14 protein-coding genes are annotated in these 15,928 nt (G+C 70.9%); 5 read left to right on the forward strand and 9 right to left on the reverse strand.

Going from position 1 to position 15,928, the window contains the following annotated elements; genetic code table 11:
• Positions 1 to 2 precede the first annotated feature (2 nt).
• The 3 genes from BWR60_RS00795 to BWR60_RS00805 all read left to right on the forward strand — a co-directional run bounded on the left by BWR60_RS00795 (position 3) and on the right by BWR60_RS00805 (position 2,514).
• Positions 3 to 812 (forward strand): LLM class flavin-dependent oxidoreductase, encoded by an 810-nt coding sequence (locus BWR60_RS00795; protein WP_088149097.1) that lies wholly within the window; start codon positions 3 to 5, stop codon positions 810 to 812.
• Positions 805 to 2,097, forward strand: coding sequence for an LLM class flavin-dependent oxidoreductase (locus BWR60_RS00800; protein ID WP_088149098.1), 1,293 nt, complete (start codon positions 805 to 807; stop codon positions 2,095 to 2,097). Before BWR60_RS00795 ends, BWR60_RS00800 begins: the two co-directional genes overlap by 8 nt.
• 69 nt (positions 2,098 to 2,166) lie before the next feature.
• Complete coding sequence (locus tag BWR60_RS00805) at positions 2,167 to 2,514, forward strand: DUF3088 domain-containing protein (protein WP_088149099.1); 348 nt, start codon at positions 2,167 to 2,169, stop codon at positions 2,512 to 2,514.
• 118 nt (positions 2,515 to 2,632) lie between these two features.
• Here the strand turns inward: BWR60_RS00805 and BWR60_RS00810 are convergent, their stop codons facing one another.
• The 9 genes from BWR60_RS00810 to BWR60_RS00850 all read right to left on the reverse strand — a co-directional run bounded on the left by BWR60_RS00810 (position 2,633) and on the right by BWR60_RS00850 (position 14,070).
• The gene (locus BWR60_RS00810; protein ID WP_088149100.1) at positions 2,633 to 3,979 is read right to left on the reverse strand and encodes an NtaA/DmoA family FMN-dependent monooxygenase; all 1,347 of its coding nucleotides are present in this window, start codon (positions 3,977 to 3,979) and stop codon (positions 2,633 to 2,635) included.
• A gap of 163 nt (positions 3,980 to 4,142) precedes the next feature.
• Positions 4,143 to 5,465 carry an LLM class flavin-dependent oxidoreductase gene (locus BWR60_RS00815; protein WP_088149101.1) on the reverse strand — a complete coding sequence of 441 codons (1,323 nt, stop codon included), beginning with the start codon at positions 5,463 to 5,465 and terminating at the stop codon, positions 4,143 to 4,145.
• A 20-nt stretch (positions 5,466 to 5,485) separates the two neighbouring features.
• The gene (locus tag BWR60_RS00820) at positions 5,486 to 6,457 is read right to left on the reverse strand and encodes an LLM class flavin-dependent oxidoreductase (RefSeq protein ID WP_218823254.1); all 972 of its coding nucleotides are present in this window, start codon (positions 6,455 to 6,457) and stop codon (positions 5,486 to 5,488) included.
• A gap of 52 nt (positions 6,458 to 6,509) precedes the next feature.
• Positions 6,510 to 7,133, reverse strand: coding sequence for a GNAT family N-acetyltransferase (locus tag BWR60_RS00825; protein WP_088149103.1), 624 nt, complete (start codon positions 7,131 to 7,133; stop codon positions 6,510 to 6,512).
• Positions 7,134 to 7,152: 19 nt separating this feature from the next.
• A complete protein-coding gene (locus tag BWR60_RS00830; RefSeq protein WP_088149104.1) occupies positions 7,153 to 8,814 on the reverse strand; it encodes a dipeptide ABC transporter ATP-binding protein in 1,662 nt (553 codons plus the stop codon).
• The gene (locus tag BWR60_RS00835; RefSeq protein ID WP_088149105.1) at positions 8,811 to 9,665 is read right to left on the reverse strand and encodes an ABC transporter permease; all 855 of its coding nucleotides are present in this window, start codon (positions 9,663 to 9,665) and stop codon (positions 8,811 to 8,813) included. The genes BWR60_RS00830 and BWR60_RS00835 overlap by 4 nt, the downstream gene beginning before the upstream one ends.
• A gap of 10 nt (positions 9,666 to 9,675) precedes the next feature.
• The gene (locus BWR60_RS00840; RefSeq protein ID WP_088149106.1) at positions 9,676 to 10,677 is read right to left on the reverse strand and encodes an ABC transporter permease; all 1,002 of its coding nucleotides are present in this window, start codon (positions 10,675 to 10,677) and stop codon (positions 9,676 to 9,678) included.
• A 34-nt stretch (positions 10,678 to 10,711) separates the two neighbouring features.
• Positions 10,712 to 12,358, reverse strand: a complete 1,647-nt coding sequence (locus BWR60_RS00845) for an ABC transporter substrate-binding protein (RefSeq protein WP_230982916.1) — start codon at positions 12,356 to 12,358, stop codon at positions 10,712 to 10,714.
• Between the two features lie 50 nt (positions 12,359 to 12,408).
• Positions 12,409 to 14,070, reverse strand: a complete 1,662-nt coding sequence (locus tag BWR60_RS00850; protein ID WP_218823256.1) for an ABC transporter substrate-binding protein — start codon at positions 14,068 to 14,070, stop codon at positions 12,409 to 12,411.
• 237 nt (positions 14,071 to 14,307) lie between these two features.
• Here BWR60_RS00850 and BWR60_RS00855 point away from each other — a divergent pair, with 237 nt between their 5' ends.
• On the forward strand, positions 14,308 to 15,213 hold the full coding sequence (locus BWR60_RS00855; protein ID WP_218823257.1) for an ABC transporter permease: 906 nt from the start codon (positions 14,308 to 14,310) through the stop codon (positions 15,211 to 15,213).
• Positions 15,203 to 15,913, forward strand: a complete 711-nt coding sequence (locus BWR60_RS00860; protein ID WP_088149107.1) for an ABC transporter ATP-binding protein — start codon at positions 15,203 to 15,205, stop codon at positions 15,911 to 15,913. The genes BWR60_RS00855 and BWR60_RS00860 overlap by 11 nt, the downstream gene beginning before the upstream one ends.
• Positions 15,914 to 15,928 lie beyond the last annotated feature (15 nt).

Consider the following 15,928-nt stretch of genomic DNA (forward strand, 5'->3'; position numbering starts at 1 on the left):
CGATGTCTCTCCCCTCATCCGAACCGCCCCGCACGCTGGGACTCAGCCTCGGTGCCGGCCAGGCGTGGCGCATCCTCTCGGCGCTGCCCGCCGGCGTGGAGGTCCCTGGGCTCGCCGGCGTCGACTATCTCGTCTTCCGCGACGCCATCGGCGAGGCCGGCGACGAAGATCACTATGCGCTGCTAGTGGCGGCCTTCGCGGCGCCCCGGCTGGCCGGGATCGGCCTCGTGCCCGAAGTCGATCTCTACCGCGCCGACCCCTATCTGATCGCGCGCGCCCTCACCTCTCTCGACATCCTCTCCGGCGGGCGCGCCGGGCTGCTGGCGCTCGACGGGCCGCGGGGAGAGGCGCGGATCGGCTATGCCTCGACCGCCAGCGACGCGGGCTTCGTCGCCGAGTTCGTCGAGGTGCTCGGCAAGCTGTGGAACTCCTGGGGCGAAGGCGCGCTGGCTCGGCGCTGGGACGAGAACCTGTACCTCGACCGCGACCGCCTGCACGAGGCCGACCATCGCGGCGCGCATTTCGCCGTGCGCGGCCCGCTGCCCACGCCGCGCGCGGTGCAGGCGCGGCCGGTGGTCTTCGCCACCGATCACCCGTCGCATGCCGGCATCGCCGCGACCGCGGCCGGGGTCGTCAGCGCGCGCCGGCCGCCCCATGGGCGCTGGATCCGGCCGGTCGATGCGGAGGGGCTGGCCACGGCCTGGGCCGATGCCGATGGCTGCCTGGTCGAGGTTCCCGCCGTGATCGCCACAGCCGAAGCGTTTGCAGCCTTTGTCGCGGGGCTGCCGGGATCCGGAGCAAACCATGTCTGAGCGCCGCCGCGTCCGCATCGCCGCGCAGTACAACGCCGAGGATCCCTACGAGATCTGGCACCCAGATCTCGCCGATGAGCTGAACACCGAGGACTCCTTCCGCAAGGTGGCCGCCATCTATCGCGAGGGGTTGTTCGACTTCTACTTCCAGGCCGAGACCGCCGCCCTGCCGATGGGCGAGAAGGGTGTTCCCGAGTTCCGGGTCATGGGGCGTCTTGACAATCTGGTGACGCAATCCTGGCTGGCGTCGCTCCATCCCGATCTCGGCTTCGTCGCGACCATCAACACGGGCAACAATCTGCCCTACGATCTGGCGCGCCGCCTGCACAGCTTCGACCTGCTGACCCATGGCCGCTCGGGCTGGAACGTGGTCCTGGGCGGCAATCCCCACGCCCATGTCAACCATCGCGCCAAGGCCGTGGCCGAGCGGGACGTCGACCGCTATTCGCTGGGGCTGGAGATCGTCCACTACGTCCTGGAGGCGCTGGGCGGCGGCCGGTCGGCGCAAGCGCCGGCGCCTCACCACTTCCCCGCGGCGGCCCGGCTGCTGCCGGCCGCCCGCCAGGGCGCGCCCTTCACTATCCAGGCCGGGGATTCGGCGCGCAGCCGCGATCTTGCGACCTCCTATGCCGACGGCCTCTACACCCATTACTCGGACGAGGTGAACGGCACGGCCTTCTATCGCGACATCCATGACAGGCTGCGCCGGCACGGGCGCGACCCGCGGACCGTCAAGATCTACTCCCGCCTCGCCATCCTGGTGGCCGAGAACGCCGACGCCGCGCGGGAGAAGCACAAGGCCCTCCTGCCCTACCAGCTGCACGACAACCAGGTGCGGCGCTATGCCGAGGAGATCTGGGGCAAGACCTTCGCCGAGCTCGACCCGGAAGGCCCGCTGCCCAACGAGGCGCCGGCCGCGGGCCATGTGGTGAAGCTCGGCCTCTCCTATGGGCTTTACCTCGACGGTCCTTCCGAAAAGGCCGTCGCCCGGCTGCACGACATCTCGGCCCGGCACGGCGGCTCACTGTCGCTACGCGAGACGCTGATCCTCGCCTCCGGCACCCATTACATCATGGGCGGCCCGGTCGAGGTGGCGACCGAGTTGCGCCGGCTGGTCGATCTGCGCGCGACCGACGGCTTCGTCATCGCCCCGCACAGCGCGCCGCACTGGCTGGAGCCTTTCGTGCGTCACGTCGTGCCGGTGCTGCAGGACTGGGGCGTCTATGCCACGCGCTATCAGGACGAAACCCTGCGCGAACGGGTGCTGAGGGAGGTCGAAGTGTGACCTTCGATCCAATGAGCCCGACCTGCACGCCCCCGGATCCTGCACGCCCCATCAACGGAGAAGACATCCATGAGTCGCGACCGGATCTTCCTGATCGAACCAGGCTTCGAGGATCCCAAGAGGCCCGGCGAGCGCTTCGTCTGCCCGCATTGCAATGCGATCGAGGGCCTGCTCGCCGCCTTCCCGGATCTCGCCGCGCGGCTGGACGTCCAGCGGGTGCCGTTCCCCCGCCCGCGCCTGCCTGTGATCGCGGCGGTCGGCGAGGCCAACCAGGCACTGCCGGTGCTGGTCCTCGGCGACGAGGCGCCGCCGCCCGCTGATGCGGCGGTGTATGAGGGCGCCCGCTTCGTCGTCGGATCCGGCCGCATCATCGAGCTGTTGGCGGAGCGCCACGGTTTTCCGCGCCTGCACAGCTGAGCGGCCTGAAGAAGAGCGGTGACGCGTCCCGAACCTCTCGAACCGGGCCGAGAGCAGTGCGATCAGAGGTTCGGGATGCCCTCCCGAGTCCGAGAGGCGTCCTCGAACCCGGCGTTCGTCACCCCGTTTGCCGCAGCCCGGCTGGGCTGACCGGCGGCCCTGAACGATCCCGGACGACCGGCCTGGGCAATCCGAGATTGGAGCGGAAATCGCCACCGAGATAGTCGGTGTCCAGAAGCGAGCGCTTGCGGAGCTCCGGAAGAAGGCCGTTCAACAGCAGGTCTTCCTGATCCGGGTTGCCGAGGCCGTGCAGCGAGATGACGTCGAGCACGCCGGCCCGGAAGCGCTCCTCGACAGCGTCGGCGAGCTGCTCCGGCGTGCCGGCGACCGACCAGTGGCCGGTTTCCTGCGCCTGGATGATAAGCTCGCGAAGGGTCAGCCCCCGCTGCGCGTAGCGCCGAAAGACCTCCACACGTCCGCGCCGACGATTGGTGCCGTCGACCTCGGGCAGCAGGCGTTCCGGCAGCGGCTGATCCAGGGGCAGGTCCGACAGATCGATGCGGCCGCCGAGCATGTCGGCGAGCTTGAGGCGGCCCTGCTGATAGTCGATCTTCTCGTGCTTCTCACGGAGCCGTCGGGCGACGTCGGCCTCGGAGTCGCCGATGACGGAATGAAAGGAATTCATCATCAGCGGCAGATCGGCGGCCCGCCCGAATCCCCGCGCCTGCCGGCGGAGCTCTGCCACGAAGGCGATGGCCTCCTCGAGGGTGGGTTGCGAGGTGTAGACCACCTCGGCGTGGCGCGCCCCCAACGTGATGCCCTCGGCGGATTGGCCGGCCTGGAACTGCACCGGTCGGCCCTGCGGCGGAAACGGGACGTTCAGCGGGCCCTGAACCTGGAAGTGCTCGCCGTGATAGTCGATGCGGCCCAGCTTGCCCGGATCCACACTGATCGCCCCGCCCCTGCCGCGGCGCACGGCATCCGGCTGGTTGGCGTCGAACAGCGCGTTGACGATCTCGATGAACTCGCCGGCCCGCGCATACCGCTTCGCGGGGTTCGGCAGCTCGCCACCCCCGAAATTCTCCTCGCCAACCGAGGATGTCACGGCGTTCCAGGCGGCACGCCCGCCGCTGACGTGATCGAGCGTGCCGATCAGGCGCGCCAGATTGTAGGGGTGGTGATAGGTGGTCGAGACGGTCGCGACCAGACCGATCTGCGCGGTGACCTGGCTCAACGCCGCCAGGGCGACGATCGGTTCCTGCGTGCCGGTCGTGCCGGACAGGCCGGCGGGATCCGCCTGTAGAAGATCGGCCGTGAACAGGCCGGTGATCTTTTCCGCCTCCGCCTTGCGCGCGAGCTCCGCGGCCCGGCGCGCGCCGGTCACCGGGCTGGGGTCGTTGACGGCGAAGACGACATTGCCGGCCCCGACCAGCGTCTTGAGGCGGCGAGAGCGAACGCCAGGCATGGGTGAACTCCTGATGTGGCTGTCTAGGGTCGCAGCAGCTGATCGCCGTGCCGGTTGATCTCGGACAGGCACGGCGTGTTCGAGCCCCTGTACTTGCGGAGCAAACGGGCGACGTCGTTAGAGCTGGACCAGCGGAACTCGGACGTGCCGCTCATGAGAGCCTCTATTTGCTCAGAACCGGCTGCCTTTCTTCCAGCGGCCGTCGAGGTTCACCGGAGCCCCTGGCCTGCAGGCCGAGATGTCCGCGCAAGGTCGTGTGTTCATAGTCCCTACGGAACACGCCCCAGTCCTGGAGATAGGGGACGACCTTCGCGACGAATTCGTCGAAGCCCGTCGGCGTCAGGTGCGGGGCGAAGACGAAGCCGTCGGCGGCGTCCGACTGGACATGGCGGTTGATCTCGCGGGCCACGGTCTCGGGCGTGCCGACGAAATGCTGGCGCGCCGTCACCCGGATGATCAGCTGGCGGATGCTGAGCTTGTCGCGTTCGGCGATCTCGCGCCAGGCGCGGGCGGTGTCCAGCCGGTTGTCGTAACGGGCGGCGCGGCCCTGCGCGAGGGCCTGCGAGGACACGTCGGGATCGACCTCCGGCAAGGGACCGTCCGGGTCGTAGGCGGAGAGATCGCGGTTCCAGACCTGCTCCAGGAACACGATCGCATTCTTCGGGCCGACCTGCTGCAGCCGGATGGCGGTCAGCCGCTCCTGCGCATCCACCTCGCTGTCGCCGAGGACGAAGGCGGCGCCGGGCAGGATCTTCAGATCGTCCGGATGGCGGCCGTATTTCGCCAGCCGGCCCTTGACGTCGCGATAGAAGGCCTGGCCGTCCTCGAGCGTGCCGTGGCGGGAATAGATCAGGTCGGCATGGCTGGCGGCGAGCTCGCGCCCCGTGTCGGAATCGCCGGCCTGGGCGATCACCGGCGTCCCCTGCGGCAGCGGCGACAGGGCGGTGCGCCCGCGAATGTCGACATGCTTCGACCGGATGGAGAAGTCTCCGTCGATCCAGATCGCGCGCGCGGCCTCGAGGAATTCGCGCGCCCGCTCGTAGCGCTCGGCGAAGGGCAGATGGTCGCCGCGCCGGAAATTGGCGCCGGTGAAGGCCCCGGGCGACGTCACCACGTTCCAGCCCGACCGTCCGCCGGACAGCCTGTCGAGCGTGGCCAGCTGGCGCGCCAGGGGATAGGGCTCGTTGAAGGTGGTCGTCAGCGTGCCGATCAGCCCGACATGCTGCGTGACGGCGGCCAGCGCGGTCAGGATCGCCAGCGTGTTCGGGCGGCCCGCCACGTCGAGCTCGTGGAAGCGGCCCTTCTGCTCGCGCACCCGCAGGCCTTCGGCCAGGAAGATGAAGTCGAGCTTGCCGCGCTCGACCGTCTCGGCGAAGTGCCGGAACGAGGCGAAGGCGATCTGGCTGCCCGCCGCCGGGTCGCCCCAGACGGTGAAGTTGTTCACGCCGGGGAACTGCGCCCCGAGGATGACCTGCTTCTTCGACATGATCGGTTTCCGGTGTGCGGTCAGGCGGCAGTGGCGTAGCGGTTCGCGGCCGCCGGCAGGCCGAGCCGCTCGCGCAGGGTGGCGCCCCGGGCCCCGAATCCGGACCGGCGCAGGGCGGGAAGCAGTGTCTCGACCAGCTCCGGGAGGTCGCGGGGCAGGAAACGGACGCCGTCGAGGCCCGCCGCCGCCCATTCCGCGACCTGCGCGGCCAGGCCCGCCCCGTCCGTGCCGGCGGCGACGGACACGTCGGCGAAGCGCAGCGGCCCGCCGTCCCCCGTCCCATCGCCCAGCTCCGCCACGAGCGGTGCCAGCCCTTCGGTGCCGGGGCGCAGGAAGACGAGATCCGCCGCGGCGGCGAGCGCCGGGTCGTCGCCCGGCACGAAGGTGGCGGCCACGACCGGCTGCCCCTGCGGCGGGCGCGGCGTGATCGAGGGGCCGAGCACGCTGAACCCGGCGCCCTTGAAGTCGATGGTGTGCAGCTTGGCGCCGTCGAGGAAGCGCTGGCTCACCGGATCCCGGATCACCGCGTCGTCCTCCCAGCTGTCCCACAGCCGGCGGACGACCTCGACCGCGTCCAGCGCGTCGCGGCCGAGCGCCGCCGGATCGCCGGCCGGGAAGCCGCCGAGGCGGCCGATGGCGCGGCCGGCTTCGGCGGCCCGTTCACCCTGAAGCCGCTGGACCAGCAGGCCCGCCCGCCCCCCGGTCACGTAATCGAGCGTCGCGATCGCGGTCGACACGTGGAAGGGCTCCACGAAGCTGACCGGGGCACCGGCGACGATGCCGATGTCACGGGTCCGGGCGCCCAGCCAGTTGGCGAGCAGCACCGCATCCGGCCCGTCGCCTTCGGGCCGGGCGAACCCGTCCTCCAGCGTCACGAAATCCGCCGCCCCGTCGAGGCGCTCCGCAACCGCGCCCCAGAGCCCCTGCCATCCGGTGTGCGGGCCCTTCAGCGCCGCCAGGTCGAGGCCGATGCCGATGCGGAATCCAGCCATGTCCGTCATGCTCTGTCCCGTGCGTTGGAGGGAGTCGTGCCCGCGCCGCGGATCATGCCGCCACCTCTGTCCGCGCGAGCCGGGCGGTGATCCTCGCCTCCTGCTGCGCCTTCAGCGCGGTCACGCGGGCGGTGGCCTCCGCGAAGGAGGCGGCTGGGCCTGGAACCGGCGACGTGCCGGCCTGGCCGGCCTTCGCGCCGACATGCTTCTCGAAGGGCAGAGACCGGTACAGCTCCGGATCGGCCCGCGGGTCGAACAGGGGCCGGTAGCCGAGCGAGAGGTAGAGCGTGGTGGCCTCCGGCTGGCGGAAGCCGGTGGTCAGGTACACGCGGGTGTAGCCCAGCGCGGCCGCGCTCTCCTCCAGGGCGAGCATGATGCGGCGCGCTAGGCCCTGGCGCCGCAGGTCGCCGCGGGTCCAGACGCGCTTCACCTCCGCCGTCTCGTCGTCATGGCTCATGAAGGCGCCGCCGGCGATCGTCTCGCCGTCGCGCCGCAGCAGCAGGAAGTCGCCGATCGGCGGAGCGAAGGCCCGCGGCGGGTAGCGGAACAGCTCCGCGCGGGCGCCGCCGGGACGGCCCAGGTCGCCGTAACGGCCGTCATATTCGCCGATCAGGCCTTCCACCAGCGGCTGCGCGTCCGGGGCGAGCGGGGAGGTGTGGATGATGATGTCGCTCATGCGTATGCGTCCTGGACGATCAGGCTGCGGCCGCGCGGGCCAGGGTCGGCACCGCTTCGAGCAGCGCCTGGGTGTAGCTGTGGCGCGGGGCGGCGAAGACCGCGGCGACGTCGCCGGACTCGACCACCCGGCCGCCCTTCATCACCACGACGCGGTCGGCGAGGTGATGGACGACGCCGAGGTCGTGCGAGATGAACAGCAGCGCGGTGCCGGACTCGGCCTGGAGCTCGGCGAGCAGGTCCAGCACCTGGGCCTGGATCGAGACGTCGAGCGCGCTGACCGGTTCGTCCGCGACCAGCAGCTGCGGCCGCGGCGCGAAAGCCCGCGCGATGGCGACGCGCTGGCGCTGCCCGCCCGAAAGCTCGCGCGGATGGCGGTCGAGGAAGGCCGGGCCGAGCCGGACCGCGTCCAGCACCTCCCGCACCCGCCGCCGGCGTTCGGCGCCGAACATCTGCACCGCATCGAGGCTCTCGCCGACGATCCGGTCGACGCTGTAGCGCGGGTCGAAGGAGCTCAGCGGGTCCTGGGCGATCAGCTGAATGCGGGCGCGGCGGGCCCGGCGGTGCCGCTCGTCCAGCTCGCTCCAGGGCCGCCCGTCGACCAGCACCCGGCCGGCATCGGCCTCGACCAGCCCCAGCACGATCCGAGCCACCGTGCTCTTGCCCGATCCGGACTCGCCGACGATGCCCAGGGTCTCGCCGGCCGCCAGCTCGAAGGACACGTCGTTAACCACCAGCGCCGCCGCGGCGCCGCTGCCGTAGCTCTTCTGCAGGCCCTCCGCCACCAGCACCCGGCGCTGGGGCTCGATCCGCTTGGCCGGGAGCGGGGCGCGCGGCCGGCCCGTCGCCCAGCCCTCCCCGGCCGCGGGCGCCAGGCGATGACCGCGCGAGGCGGCGGAGGGGACGGCGTCGAGCAGCTGGCGCGTGTAGGGATGGGCGGGTGCCGAAAGCAGCTCGGCGGTGGGCCCCTGCTCCACCACCTCGCCGTCGCGCATCACCAGCACGCGGTCGGCCAGCCGGGACACCACGGCTAGGTCGTGGCTGATCAGCAGCAGCGTGTGCCCGGCCCGCTGCCGCTGCTCGAGCAGATCGAGGATCTGCCGCTGCACGGTGACGTCGAGCGCGGTGGTCGGTTCGTCCGCGATCACCAGGTCCGGCTGCCCGGCGATCGCGGTGGCGATCAGCGCGCGCTGCCGCAGCCCGCCCGAGAGCTGGTGCGGATACTGCCGCAGCCGGTGCTCCGGATCCGGGATCCCGACCGATTGCAGGAGCGCCGCGGCGCGCTGCTGGACCTCGCTCCTTCGCCGCAGACGGCGGGCGCCGAGGGCGTCGGAGAGCTGCTGGCCGATCCGCCGCAGCGGGTCGAGCGAGACCAGCGCGTCCTGCAGCACGAAGCCGATCCGGCGGCCGCGCAGCCGGCGCCAGTGCCGTTCCCGGTATCGCAGCGCGCTCTCGCCGTCGATCTCGAAGGCGTCGGCGGTGACCTCGGCCCCGGGCCCGGCTAGCCCGACCAGGGAGCGGGCGGTGACCGATTTGCCGGAGCCGGATTCGCCGACCAGGGCGACGGTCTCGCCGCGATGGATCGTCAGGTCGAGCCCGCGGACCACCGCCGCCTTCCCCGCCGCGCCCGGGAACCGGATCGTCAGGTTGCGAACCCTGACCAGGGGATCGGATGCGGTCACGGCAGCCTCCTGCCTTCGAAGGCGGCCTGCCAGCGGCGCCCCAGCGCGCTGACCGAGACCACCGTCAGCGTGATGGCGATGCCGGGCCAGACCGCGACCCACCAGGCGTTGCGCAGATAGCTGCGGCCCTCGGACAGCATCGCGCCCCATTCCGGCACCGGCGGCTGCGGCCCCATGCCGAGGAAGCTGAGCCCGGCGGCGCTGATGATCGCGGTGCCGAGGCCGATCGTGGCTAGGATCGGCACCTGGGCGACGGCGTGCGGCAGCACATGGCGCCAGACCAGGGTCGCCCGGGTCAGGCCGAAGGTGTTGGCCTGCTCGACATAGCCGGATTCGGCGACGACGAAGGTCTGGGCCCGCACCACCCGGGCGAAGCGCGGCACCGATGCCACGCCGAGGGCGACGATCAGGTTGGTGGTGCCGGGGCCGGTGAAGGAGATCAGCACCAGCGCCAGCAGCAGGTCCGGGAAGGCCGAGACGACGTCGAGGAAGCGCGTGATCGCCTCGTCGACCAGCCCGCGCGCCAGGCCGGCGAACAGGCCGAGCAGCGACCCGGCGACCACCGCGATCAGCATGGCGCTGACGCCGATCAGCAGCGAATAGCGGGCGCCGTGGACGACGCGGGCGAACACGTCGCGGCCGAGCTGGTCGGTGCCGAACCAGTGCCCGCCGCCCGGCGGAAGCTGCGCCTGCAGCGGATCGGCGGCGATCGGATCGACGCCGGTCAGCAGGCCGGGCGAGACCGTCGCCACCGTGGCGACCAGCAGGAAGGCCGCCGCGGCCACCAGGCCGGGATGGCGCAGGCCGGCGGCGAGCAGGCCAGGGCGGAGCACCAGGGATGCGGCGGTCATGTCGCCGCCCTCACCGGCTGCGCGTCCGCAGGCGCGGATCGAGGACCAGGTAGAGGAGGTCGACCAGGGTGCTGAGCACCACGTAGATCAGGGCCGAGAAGATCGCGACCGCCAGCACCACCGGCAGGTCCTTGCCGAGCACCGCGTCGACCGTGACCTTGCCGAGGCCGGGCCGACCGAACACCAGCTCGGTGATCACCGCGCCGCTGAGCAGCCCGCCGACCAGCCAGCCGGTCAGGGTGATCGCCGGCAGCGCCGCGTGGCGCAGGCCGTGCCGCAGCCGCAGGGTCAGGCCGCCGGTGCCCCAGCTGCGGACCGTCAGGGCGAAGGGCTCCTCCAGCGCGCGCTCCAGCCCCTGCCGCAGGACTTGGCCGACCACGGCGCCGAGCGACAGCCCGAGCGACAGCGCCGGCAGCACCAGCGCGGAAAAGCTGCGGTCCCCGGCCACCGGGAACAGCTTTAGGGTGAAGCTGAAGACGAACAGCAGCACGATGCCGAGCCAGAAGGAGGGCGTCGACACCAGCACCAGCTCGACCCCGCCGGCGATGCGCCGGGCCCAGGGCCGGCCGGCGGTCAGCACCGCCGTCGCCACGGCGAAGACGACCGCCACGACCAGGGCCGCGGCGGTCAGCTTCAGCGTCGGCCACAGCTGCGACAGGATCAGCGGCCCGACATCGGTCTGCAGCATGTAGGAGCGGCCGAAATCGCCGTGCAGCACGCGCCAGAGATAGCGCAGATACTGTACGATCAGCGGGTCATCGAGGCCCCATTCGGCGCGGACCGCCGCCTCTACCTCCGGCGTGCGCAGCTGCTCGCCGATCAGCAGGTTGACGATGTCGCCCGGCGCGACCTGCAGGCTGGCGAAGCTCAGCGTCACCGCGGCCCAGAGCACCAGCACGGCCGAGCCGATGCGGCCCAGGACCTGCGTCGGCAGCGACCCGCGCCCGCCGCGGGACCGGCGGCCAGAGGCCAGCGCTGCCGGCCTGATGGTGGTGGAGTTCTCGATCGTCACGTTGTCCTGCTCCTGCCCGGCCGCGGACGGCCGGCTACCGGCTGACCCAGATGTCGTAGGCGCTCTCCGGCAGCTGCTTGAACGGCCGGAAGCCGACACCGTGGACATGCGCGGCCGCGGCGACCTGGTCCTCCGGCTCGTACAGCGGCAGGGCATAGGCCTGCTCGACGATGGCGAAGCGCTGCAGCCGCCCGTAGAGGTCAAAGCGCGTCTTGTGGTCCAGCGTGGCCGAGGCCTGCCGCAGCCAGGCCAGCAGTTCCGGCGCCGCGGCGCGGCTGTAGTTGATCGAGCCGCCCTGGTCGATCGGCAGGTAGTGCAGCTCGATGTCGATCGCGTCGGTCGGGGTGTTGGAGTTGGCGATCGAGCCGAACCTGCCGGTGGCGCGCCGGTCGGTGTAGGTGCCGGCGTCGACATAGGCGATCGTCAGGTCGATGCCGGCCTGCTGCCGGGCCTGGGCCTGCAGCGCCTGCAACAGCACGTCGCGCTGGTCGCGCACCGTGGCCTGGGCCTGCACCACCTCGATGCTCAGGCGCTGGCCATCCTTCGTGCGGAAGCCCTCGGCGTCCCGGCCGGTCCAGCCCGCCTCGTCCAGCAGCGCATTGGCCTGCTTCGGGTCGTGGCCGTAGCTGCGCTCGATGCCGGCGTCGTAGAACTGCGCGTCGATCGGCGAGGTGATGCCCCAGGCGCGGGTGCGCTCGCCCCGGTAGACCGATCGCAGCACCGCGTCGACATCGATGGCCGCGACCAGCGCCTTGCGCACGCGGATGTCCTGGGTCGGGCCGTAGGTGGTGTTGAGGAACAGCGAATAGGGCGTGCCGGTGTTCAGTGCCTTCTGGTAGCTGAACTCCGGATCGTCCCGGAACACCGCCGCGTCATTGCCCGGAATGCCTTCGATCAGGTCGACCTGCCCGGAGCTCAGCGCCCCGATGCGCACCGAGGATTCCGGCAGGAAGCGGTAGGTCACCTCGTCGAGATAGGCCGGCCCCCGATGCGCCGCGGTCGGCGGCGCCCAATTGTACTTGGGGTTGCGGACGAAACGGATCTCCTGGCCCTTGGTGTAGCGGTCGAGGATGAAGGGGCCGGTGCCGGCCACCTCCGGCCCGCCGGCCTTCAGCTTCGGCGACGCGAAGGCGGAAGACGCGAAGGCGGAAGGGGAGAGGATCTCCAGCCCCGCCGCGAAGTCGAGGAAGGGCGCGTAGGTGTCCTTCAGCGTCAGCTCCACCGTCCTGGCGTCGACGGCCCTGGCCTCGACCAGATGCGACACCGGGCCGGCGCTGGCGCTGCCGGAATAGGCCGGGTCCTTCAGCTCGGTGAAGGTCGTCACCACCGCGGCGGCGTCGAGCGTCTGGCCATCGCTGAAGGTGACGTCGTCGCGCAGCGTGAAGGTGTAGGTCCTGCCGTCGTCCGACACCTTGTATCCCGTCGCCAGCCAAGGCACGTAGCCGCCGTCGGCGGTGCGGGCCAGCAGGGATTCGAAGACGTTGCGCAGCAGCAGCTTGGTCTTGTCCTGCCCGTTCAGATGGGGGTTGAGCGTCGCCGGCTCGGTCTCCACGCCCCAGGTCAGCGACCCGCCGGTGACCGGCGTGTCCGCGGCGGCCACGGGCAGGCTGCGGACGCCGAAGGCAAGGATCGAGACGCCGAATGCGGCGGCGACGGCGAGCCTCCGCAGATGCTTGCTCACGACCAAGATGACGTCTCCTTGCTGGCCGATCAGGCAATGACGGATGCGGGCTAGCGTTCGAGCCAGATGCCGTAGGCGTTCTCCGGCATCTGGAAGAACGGGCGGAACCCCTCGCCATGGACATGCGAGGCGGCGGCGATCTGGTCCTCCGGCACGTAGAGCGGCAGCCCCAGCCCCTGCTCGACGATGGCGTAGCGCTGCAGCCGGGCGTAGAGGTCGAAGCGGGTCTTGCGGTCCAGCGTCGCCGCGGCCGCCTGCAGCCAGCCCAGCACCTTCGGCGCCGCGGTGCGGCTGTAGTTGATGCGGCCGCCCCGATCCACCGGCAGGTAGTGGTACTCGATGTTGAAGCCGTCGCCGGCCGGGGTGGTCGAGTTGAGGATGGCGTCGAACCTGCCGCTGGCGGTCCGGTCGGCATAGGTGCCGGGATCGACGGTGGCGATCGCCAGGTCGATCCCGGCCTTCTGCCGCAGCTGGGCCTGCAGCGCCTGCAGCAGCACGTCGCGCTGGTCGCGCAGCGTCGCCTGGGCCTGGGTCGCCTCGATCCGCAGCCGCTGGCCGTCCCTGGTGCGAAACCCCTCGGCGTCGCGCCCGGTCCAGCCGGCCTCGTCCAGCAGCTGGTTGGCCAGCGCGGGATCGTTGCCGTAGCTGCGCTCGATGCTGGCGTCGTAGAGCTGGATGTCGATCGGCGCGGTGATGCCCCAGGACCGGGTGCGCTCGCCGCGATAGACCGACTGCAGCACCGCGTCGACGTCGACCGCCGCGACCACCGCCCGGCGCACGCGGACGTCCTGGGTCGGGCCGAAGGTGGTGTTGAGATACAGCGTGCAGGGCGTGCCCGAATTCAGCGCGTGCTGGTAGCGGAATTCGGGGTCGTCCCGGAACAGCTCCGCATCGTTGCCGGAGATGCCCTCGATCAGGTCGACCTGGCCGGAACTCAGCGCCCCGGTGCGCACCGAGGATTCGGACAGGAAGCGGTAGGTCACCTCGTCGAGATAGGCCGGCCCCTGATGCGACGCGGTCGACGGTGCCCAGTTGTAGGCCGGGTTGCGGACGAAATGGGCGTCCTGGCCCTTGGTGTAGCGGTCGAGGATGAAGGGGCCGGTGCCGGCCACCTCGGACCCGCCGGCCTTCAGCTTCGGCGAGGCGAAGGCGGCCGGGGAGATGATCTCCAGCGCCGCGATGTAGTCGAGGAACGGGGCATAGGGGTCCTTCAGCGTCAGCTCGACCGTCCGGTCATCCACGGCCCTGGCTTCGGCGATATGGGAGATCGGCCCGGTGCTGATCGCCGCGGAATAGGCGGGGTCCTTGACCCTGGTGAAATTCGTGACGACCGCTGCAGCGTTGAATTTCTGTCCATCGCTGAAGGTGACGTCGTCGCGCAGGGTGAAGCTGTAGGTCCTGCCGTCGTCCGACACCTTGTATCCCGTCGCCAGCCAGGGGACGTAGCCGCCATCGGCCGTCCGGGCCAAAAGCGACTCGAACACATTGCGCAGCAGCAGCTTGGCCTTGGCCTGGCCATTGAGATGCGGGTTCAGCGTGGTCGGCTCAGTCTCGACGCCCCAGGTCAGCGAGCCGCCCTGCACCGGCGGGCCGCCGTCCTCCGCCCGCGCGCCGCCGAGCACTGCCATCGAAATCGCGATGCCGAGGACAGCCCCGATCAGCCCCGTTCTTGCCACCACGGTCATCCCCTTCCAGCGCACCGTCCGGACCATGCCAGAGTCATTTCACGATCTATATGCGTGAGTAAAAATGTTATTCACTTCTGTTTGTAGAATTTTCCTAACCATCAACATTTGTAGATTGCATATATCGAAAAAATAACGATCATCTTCAGTGACTCTGACGGCCTGGCTCCTTCACCGGATCGGCAGCGATCGGGACGGCGCGATGCGAGGGCGATCCCGTCCGGGTCATTCCATGAGCAGTGCGAACCATGCGGGCCGTCGCCGATGACCATGTTCTCCGCGTCTCGAAAGCCGGTGCTTCTCGCCGCGGCGGACCGCCCCGCCCCTGAGGCCCCGGCCGCCATCGGAACTCCTGGAACGGATCTGGTCGATCCGCGCCGGGAGGGTGTCGTCCCGTCCCGGACCTCGCGGGTGCCGCGCTGGCTGCAACGCCTTGCCGGCCCCGTTCTCCTGCTGGTCGTGTGGCAGGGTCTGGCCTCGGCCGGAGTCCTCGACCTTCGCACGACGCCCAGCCCGCTCACGGTGCTGGACACGGCGATCGCCCTGATCGCCTCGGGCGAGTTGCAGGGGCATCTGCTCGCCTCGCTGGACCGGGTGCTGCGCGGGCTCGCCGTCGGCGTGTCGCTCGGCGTGATCGGAGCGCTGGCCTCGGGGCTCTCGCGCCTTGGCGAGAATCTGGTCGACGCCAATATGGAGGTCCTGCACGCCGTCCCGAATTTCGCCTTCCTGCCGCTGCTCATCGCCTGGCTCGGCATCGGCGAGGAGCCGAAGGTCGCGCTGGTGGCGCTGACCGTGTGGATCGCCGTCTACATCAACACCTACAGCGCCATCCGCAATGTCGATGCCGGGCTGATCGAGGCCGCGCGGTCGTTCGGCGTGCGCGGCAGGGAGCTGGTGACGGCCGTCGTCCTGCCGGGCGCCCTGCCCGGCTTCCTGGTCGGGCTGCGGCTGGCGCTCACCTCCGCCTGGCTGGCGCTGATCTTCGCCGAGACCATCAACGCCAAGACCGGGCTCGGCCGGATGATGAGCGACGCGCGCGAGTATTTCAGGGTCGACGTGATCTTCGTGCTGATCGCGGTCTATGCCGCCCTGGGCCTCGGCTCGCTGTCGCTCGCCCGCGCCCTGGAAGCCCGGCTGCTGCGCTGGCGGAGGACGTTCGATGGCGCTTGAGACAGCGGCCGTCGTCGCCCGGGACGTCGTCCGGTCGTTCCAGGACCAGGCGGTGCTGCAGGGCGTCGACCTCGACATCCGGCCGGGCGAGTTCGTCGTCCTGCTCGGGCGCAGCGGCTCCGGCAAGAGCACCTTCCTGCGCGGACTCGGGGCGCTCGACGCCGAGGTCGAAGGCTTCATCCGCGTGCCGCGCCGGCGGGCGATCGTGTTCCAGGACCCGCGCCTGATGCCGTGGCTGCCGGTGCTGCGCAACGTCACGATCGGCCTGCCGCAGACGCGAGAGACGCGGGAGCGCGGCCTCGCCGCCCTCGAGGAGGTCGGCCTCGCGGCCAAGGCGAAGGCCTGGCCGCGGACGCTGTCGGGCGGCGAGGCTCAGCGCGTGGCGCTGGCCCGGGCGATGGTGCGCGAGCCCCAGCTGCTGCTGCTCGACGAGCCGTTCGGCGCGCTGGACGCGCTGACCCGGATCCGCATGCACGCGCTGCTCCAGGACCTGTACCAGCGTCACCGGCCCGCGGTGCTGCTCGTCACCCACGACGTGGACGAGGCGATCCTGCTCGCCGACCGCGTCCTGGTCCTGACGAAGGGACAGTTGTCGCTCGACCTTCCTGTCGATATCGACGCGCCGCGCAGCCGGTCCGATCCGCGGTTCGCCGCCCTGCGCCGCCGGCTGCTCGCCGAGCTGGGCGTGACGGCGGACTGAACCGGAGCCATCGAT

It is taken from the genome of Inquilinus limosus, assembly GCF_002195995.1.
Taxonomy (GTDB): Bacteria; Pseudomonadota; Alphaproteobacteria; order DSM-16000; family Inquilinaceae; genus Inquilinus; species Inquilinus limosus_C.